Origin of the sequence: Nonomuraea sp. NPDC047897 (genome assembly GCF_043204415.1) — a bacterium.
GTDB lineage: Bacteria > Actinomycetota > Actinomycetes > Streptosporangiales > Streptosporangiaceae > Nonomuraea.
Map to the genome: position 1 here is coordinate 1 of NZ_JBIDCC010000033.1, position 6,708 is coordinate 6,708.

Annotated in this window: 5 protein-coding genes; 1 reads left to right on the forward strand and 4 read right to left on the reverse strand. The window is 69.5% G+C overall.

Going from position 1 to position 6,708, the window contains the following annotated elements; genetic code table 11:
* Window positions 1-101: 101 nt before the first annotated feature.
* From ACGF0J_RS37980 to ACGF0J_RS37995, 4 genes are all read right to left on the reverse strand, one after another.
* Window positions 102-1,106, reverse strand: a complete 1,005-nt coding sequence (locus ACGF0J_RS37980) for a methyltransferase (RefSeq protein WP_393154156.1) — start codon at window positions 1,104-1,106, stop codon at window positions 102-104.
* A gap of 62 nt (window positions 1,107-1,168) precedes the next feature.
* The gene (locus tag ACGF0J_RS37985; protein ID WP_393154158.1) at window positions 1,169-1,948 is read right to left on the reverse strand and encodes an ABC transporter permease; all 780 of its coding nucleotides are present in this window, start codon (window positions 1,946-1,948) and stop codon (window positions 1,169-1,171) included.
* Window positions 1,945-2,721 carry an ABC transporter permease gene (locus tag ACGF0J_RS37990; RefSeq protein ID WP_393154160.1) on the reverse strand — a complete coding sequence of 259 codons (777 nt, stop codon included), beginning with the start codon at window positions 2,719-2,721 and terminating at the stop codon, window positions 1,945-1,947. The genes ACGF0J_RS37985 and ACGF0J_RS37990 overlap by 4 nt, the downstream gene beginning before the upstream one ends.
* Window positions 2,718-3,704 (reverse strand): ABC transporter substrate-binding protein, encoded by a 987-nt coding sequence (locus ACGF0J_RS37995; RefSeq protein ID WP_393154162.1) that lies wholly within the window; start codon window positions 3,702-3,704, stop codon window positions 2,718-2,720. The genes ACGF0J_RS37990 and ACGF0J_RS37995 overlap by 4 nt, the downstream gene beginning before the upstream one ends.
* A gap of 394 nt (window positions 3,705-4,098) precedes the next feature.
* On the opposite strand from ACGF0J_RS37995, the gene ACGF0J_RS38000 reads away from it, so the two are divergent.
* Window positions 4,099-6,708: nitrate- and nitrite sensing domain-containing protein (locus ACGF0J_RS38000; RefSeq protein ID WP_393154164.1), on the forward strand; the 2,610-nt coding region annotated here is incomplete at its 3' end.

Here is a 6,708-nt window from a genome sequence, read left to right on the forward strand (position 1 = left end):
CCCGGTCGAAGGACTCGGTCAAGAGCGCGTTGATCAATCTGGTCGAACACGCGTTGACGGTCCGGATGGCCGTGCCAGGCTGGAGCGGCTAGCGGGGTCCGTCAGCTCGGCACTGCCTCGATGAGGGAGGCGCCCGCGCCGAGTTCGATCACGTTCGTCAGCTTCAGCTCGCTCCGGTCGAACAGGGCCGCGTACTCCTGGCGGCTGCGCTCGACGGCGCCGTCGAAGATGGCCAGCATCCGCATGTCCAGATCCTTGCCGAGATGCGGCTCCCCGTCGTCGGGCAGGACCACCTCCAGGACCAGCACGCGCCCGGCGGGGGCCATCGCACGGCGGACGTTGCGCAGGATCCGGACCGCGTCGTCGTCGCCCCAGTTGTGCAGGACGCTGGCCAGCAGGTACACGTCCGCGCCGGCGGGCACCCCCGCGAAGAAGTCGCCCGCCACGACCTCGCACCGGCCGGCCAGACCCTCGGCGGCCAGCGACTCCCTGGCGCCCTCGGCGACGTGTTCGAGGTCGAACAGGACACCCCGCATGCCGGGGTTGGCGTGCAGGACCGTGGCGAGGATGTGCCCCTTGCCTCCGGCGACGTCCACCATGGTGCCGGCCTGCGAGAAGTCGTAGCGCTTCGCGAGGCCCTCGGTGAAGGTGACGGCTCTGGCCCGCATGTAGTCGTTGAACAGCCGGCTCGTCTCGGGACGGGCGGCCAGGTGCTCGTACAGGTTGCCGAACTGCGCCGCGAACGCCGACCTGCCGGTGCGGACCGTCGCCGGGAGGTTGCCCATGGCGTACCAGAAGCCCTCCTCGCCGAGCATGCGGATGGAGGAGCGGATCGAGTCCGGGGCGTCCGAACGGAGGACGGCTCCCCGCTCGGTCAGGTCGTGGCGGTCCGCTCCGGCCGGGCGGACCAGGCCCATGCTCGTCAGCTCACGCAGGACCCGGCGCAGCGAGGGGGCATGCGCTCCGCAACGCCCGGCCAGTTCCTCCGTCGTGCTGGGCCCGTGTGCCAGGTGGTCGGCCACGCCCAGCTCGGCCATGGTCAGCAGGGCCGAGAAACGGGAGAGACCGGATACCGCTTCCCAGAGGAGATCGTCCGAGTGGGACATATGTCCTTTGCCTTCTCTTGGTTCATGAGGTGTGAGATCCGTGAGGCCGCGGGGCGCGGCGCTCACGTGGTTCTGCCCGCCTGCCGGTGCCAGAGCAGCATGCGGTGCTCCACCAGGACGAACAGCGCGTTCACCAGGTAGCCGAGGAGCCCGAGCAGGGCGATCGTGGCCCAGACCCCCGGGGTGTCGAAGCCGCGCTGGGCCTGGAGGAGCTGGTAGCCGATGCCGTCGCTGCTGCCGAAGAGCTCGGAGATCACCATGAGGATCAGCGCGAGTGACAGGCTGAGGCGCAGCCCGGCGAAGATCTTGGGGGACGCCGCCGGGATGACGATCATCCGCAGCCGCTGGGCCCTCGACAGGCCGAAGACCACGCCCGTCTCGGTGTAGGTCCGGTCCACGGCCCGCGCCCCGTCGATGGAGTTGAGCAGCACCGGCCAGATCACCCCGAACACGATCGTGGCGAGGTGCATCGGCAGGCCCGCCTGGAACAGCACGAGGAAGAGCGGGATCAGCAGGGGCGGCGGGATGGCCCGGCCGAACTCGAACAGCGGGTCGAAGTACTGGGCCACCCTCGGCCTGCGCCCGAGGACCACGCCCACCGCGACACCGAGCACGGCGGCCAGGATCCAGCCGCCGAACATGCGTTGCAGGCTCGGCACGATGTTGGCCAGCGCGTCATCGGTGAGGAACAGGTGGGAGGCGGGCCCGGAGAACCACATCTCGTGCATGCGCAGCACGATCGCCGAAGGCGGCGGGAAGTCGGTGCTCCCGGCACCACGGGTGACGATCTCCCAGACGGCGATCACGGCGGGGACGAACCAGAGCCTTGCCAGCACGTTCACGCCTCCGCCGCCCCCGCCCGCATCCGATGCCAGTGGAACAGCCGGCGCTCCGCGGCCATCAGCGTCGTGTTCGAGATCAGCCCGAAGACGCCGGCCCAGCATGTCGCCGCCAGCATCAGGTCCGTCCTGTTCCCGCTCGCGGCCTGGATCACGAACACCCCCATCCCCGCGGCGCCGCCGGCCAGCAGTTCGGCGCTGATGGCGAGGATGAGAGCGATCCCGGCGGAGATCCGGACACCGGTCGCGACGAACGGGGCGGCGCTGGGCAGGCTGACCCGGCGGAGCACGGCCAGCGGCCCGAACCCGAAGCTGCGCAGCGAGTCCTTCGCCACCGGGTCGACGTCGTGCATGCCGTACAGCGTGTTGACCAGGATGGGCCAGACGGAGGCGTAGACGATGACGGAGACCTTCATCGCCGCGTCCACCGGGATCAGCAGGATCGCGAGCGGAATGATCGCGACGGAGGGGATGGGGCGCAGGAACTCCAGCAGCGGCCGCACCGCTCGCTCCACGGGCGCGAGGGCGCCGAGCAGCACTCCCAGCGGGACGGCCACCGCGACCGCGATCAGCAGGCCGATCGCCCAGTTGCTGAGGGTCGTGCCGACGCCGGCCAGGAAGTCGGCGTCGGCGAGCAGGCGCGCCGCCTCGTACAGCACGACCGAGGGCGGAGGGAAGACCAGGTCGTCGCTCAGCGCGAAACGGAGGACCAGCTCGCCTGCGACGAGGAACCCCGCGGCACCTGCGAGGCCACGGAGCAGCCGTGCCGCGATCATCCGCCGGCAGCCGTCACGATGTAGTTCTTCACGGCGATCGGGCTGTCCAGGTACTTGTACTCGAGCATCACGTCGGCCACCTTCTGCAGCCGGTTCTCGTTCAACTCGCTCGGGTAGCTGCCCAGGGTGATGACGGACGCCACCTGCGCGTCGATCTTCGTGTAGGTGGGCAGCACCTTCTCCACCTCCTTGCGGTCATTGGAGGCGAGTGCCTGCGCCTTGGAGATCGCCCGCTGGAAGGCCGCCAGCGTCTTCGGGTTCTTCTGGGCCCATTCGTCGGTGGCCATCCATCCCGCGATGGGGAAGTCCTCCATCTGGCCCGTCATCGTGTCCACGAGCTTGCGGAAGCCGAACTGGGTCTGGGTGGAGGTGATGAACGGCTCGGTCAGCCAACCGGCGTCGGCCTGCCCGGAATTGATGGCGTTGGCCATGTCCGGGAACGGCTTCTCCACGAACTTGACGTCCGTGTCGCTGAGGCCGGCCACTTTCAACTGGGTCGTCACGGCCAGCTGGGCGATGTTCTTGAGATTGTTGACCAGAACGGTCTTGCCCTTGAGGTCCGCCACCGTCTTGATCGGCGAATCCTTGGGGACCATGACGTTGAAGGTGTTGGGGGCGGCCTGATACATGTCGGCGACCATCTTCAGCTTCTCGCCCTTGCTGGCCGCCAGGAAGCTCGAGACGTAGTTGCTCTGGGAGATGTCCAGGGCGCCGCTCTTGACCTGGGGGATCGCGGCCGCGCCGCCGGTGATGATCACCGGCTCGACTGTGAGACCCTCGTCCTTGAAATATCCCTTGGCAATGGCGATGTGCAGCGGGGCGACGTCGGGAATGGGGAGACCGCCGACCTTGATCGTGGTCTTCTCCAATCCCTTGCCGCCGGCCGCCGCGTCAGGGGCGTCGCCGCTCCCACCGCAGCCGGCAAGGGTGAGTGCGGCTGCGACGCCGAGGGCGACGGCGTGACAGCGCAGTATGCGTCTCATGAGGGGTTCTCCTACCAGGGGAAGCTTCTGGAGATGGGCACCGATGGATGCCGGGCGTGAAGCGTACCGGAGAGAAGATCAGAGCTGAAGCGCTATACCACGTATATGGTGCTATCCACTAAATGTCAGATTTGTCTGTACATATCCGGATAAAAGCCTTTTTGTCCTGCCGTGGCGTCGGCAAGTGCCTGCCGACTACCCGCCGGCTCGTCGTGGGAACGATGTAAACCGTGATGCGTTGGCTCATCCCTGAGGTTTGTGCTCAAATTGGGGCGTACCAGCCTGCGATCATCTCGTTGGCGTGACGATGCCGCGCATCCCGAAGCAGGCCCATGGCGAGAGGTTGCCACCAGTGACGACGACAACGACCGAACCTGGTCGTAGGGGTCCCGACGTGCCGGAACCGGCCGTGGCCGAGGACGTCCCCACGGAACTGCCGAAGCCGGGCAGCCCGTTCGCGCTGCGCAACTGGCGGGTCCGCACCCGCCTCATCGCGCTCATCGCCGTCCCCACCCTCGTCGCCGTCCTCTTCGGCGCCCTGCGTGTCACCGGGTCGATCAACAGCGTCCAGCAGTACCAGCGGTTCAGCGACGTGGGCGCCCTGGTGTCCCAGCTCGGAGAGCTGTCCCGCGATCTCGCGCTCGAACGGGACATGGCGGCGCGCTACGTCGCCTCCAACCGCAAGCCGGCGGAGGGCGACCAGTACAGGCGCCAGCAGCTCGTGGTCGACGCCAGCGTGAAACGCATCCACGGGGTCGCCACGGCAGCCGAGCCGTCGCTGTCGGAACTGGGCAAGAAGACGCTGCGCAACACCCGCACCCGGCTCGGCCAGCTGGCCTCCCTGCGCCGCACCGTGGTCACCTCGCAGCTCCCGGCGCTGCCGACCATGGAGAAGTACTCCGAGACCATCGCCTCGATGCTGCAACTGTTCGACGAGCTGAGCAAGGGCTCGACGGACGAGCAGCTCATCGCGGCGAGCGCGGCCGTGCGCGCCGTCGCGCGCGCCGAGGAGGAGGCGTCCCAGCAGCGCGGCCTGCTGACGATCGCCCTCGTCAGGGACTCCTTCCTGGAGACGGAGTTCAACGCCTTCCTCGACGCCCGCTCCCGGCGCTTCAGCGAACGTGCCGCCTTCCGCGCCGTGGCCACACCGGCCCAGCGCCAGTTCTACGACAACACGGTCGCCAGCCAGAAGATCGGCCGAAGCGAGCTCTACACGAGCAGGGCGGTGCTGCTCCACAACACCGGCCTGCCCCTGCGGCGGCTGGACCCCGCGACGGTGAGCGACGTCAGCCGCTGGTTCGACTCCATGACCGAGACCATCGACGGGCTGCACGCCGTGCAGAAGTCGCTGTCCGAGCAGATCGCCACGCGAAGCAGCGACATCCAGGGCGGCGAGAAGCAGCTCGCCGGGGTCAACATCATCATCGTCGTCGTGCTGCTCCTCATGGTCCTCGCGATGACCGCCGTCATGGCCCGCTCGCTCGTCCGGCCGCTCAGGCGACTGCGCGGCGACGCGCTCAAGGTCGCCGGCCGGACGCTGCCCGAACTGGTCCGGAAGCTGCGCGACGGCGAGGTCGACGCCAAGACGATCCGCGTGCCGCCCATCGAGGTCTCCTCCAGCGACGAGATCGGTGAGGTGGCGCGGGCCTTCGACGAGGTGCACCGGGAGGCCGTGCGGCTGGCGGGTGAGGAGTCGCGGCTGCGCAGCAACGTCAACGCGATGTTCGTGAACCTGTCGCGGCGCAGCCAGACGCTGGTGGAGCGGCAGATCACGTTGATCGACGGTCTGGAGCAGGGCGAGCAGGACGAGAGCCGGCTGGCGAACCTGTTCAAGCTGGACCACCTGGCCACGCGTATGCGGCGCAACAGCGAGAACCTGCTGGTCCTGGCCGGCCAGGAGCCACCGCGCCGATGGAGCAACCCCGTCAAACTGATCGACGTCGCGCGGGCCTCCCTGTCGGAGGTCGAGAACTACGAGCGGGTCGTCCTGCAGGTGCCCGACGGCGTCTCGATCGCCGGCCAGGCCGTCAACGACGTCATCCACCTGCTCGCCGAGCTGGTCGAGAACGCCCTGTCGTTCTCCCCGCGCGAGACCCGCGTCACCGTCTCCGGCAGCCGGATCGACGGCGGCGGCGTCATGCTGTCGGTCACCGACGCCGGCATCGGCATGACCCAGGAAGAGCTCCTCGCCGCCAACGAACGCCTCCTCGACGCCCCGATCGTCGACGTCTCCGTCTCGCGCCGGATGGGCCTGTTCGTGGTCGCCCGGCTGGCGCACCGGCACGGCATCCGCGTCCAGCTCCGCCCGCACGGCGGCGGCGGTCTCACCGCGATGGTGCTGCTGCCCGAGTCGCTGCTCGGCACCCCGTCGCCCACCCCGTCGCCCACCCACGCCGGAACGCCGGCCGTCGGCCGCGACGAGATCCACCTGACGCCGCAGCCCGCGGCCGCCACCCCGCAGTGGCCGAGCGGCGGCTACCAGATGGGGCCCGGCCACCCCTCCTACTCGTCGACGGACACCGCCGCCGCCTGGCCGTCCATGCCGCAGTGGCCGTCCGAAGCGGAGACCTGGTCACCACCGCCCGCCGCCGGCGCCCCCCGCGGCGGCGGATACGACACCTCGGACGTGTGGGTGCCGTCCCGGGCGGCCGGCGGCTGGAACGGCGACGGCGACAACCCGCCCAAGCCGCCCGCCGACGAGCCGCCGAGCTGGGGAGCCGCGGACCGGGCCGAGCCGGAGCAGCCCGAACGGCGCCCCCGCTACGACTTCCCCGAGACCGAGGCGGCGGCCACCGGCCCCATCCCCGTCGTCAAACCGGCCTCGGCCGGCGACGAGTTCCTGCCGATCTTCGCCTCGGTCGAGTCCGCCTGGTTCGACCACGGCGACGCCAGCGCCAGCTGGGGGACGTCCAAGGCGGACGAGGGCTGGAACGCGGCGCAGGCCGTGGTGGAGCCGGTGCGTGACGGGGCGACGGCGTCGGGTCTGCCGAAGCGGGTGCCGAAG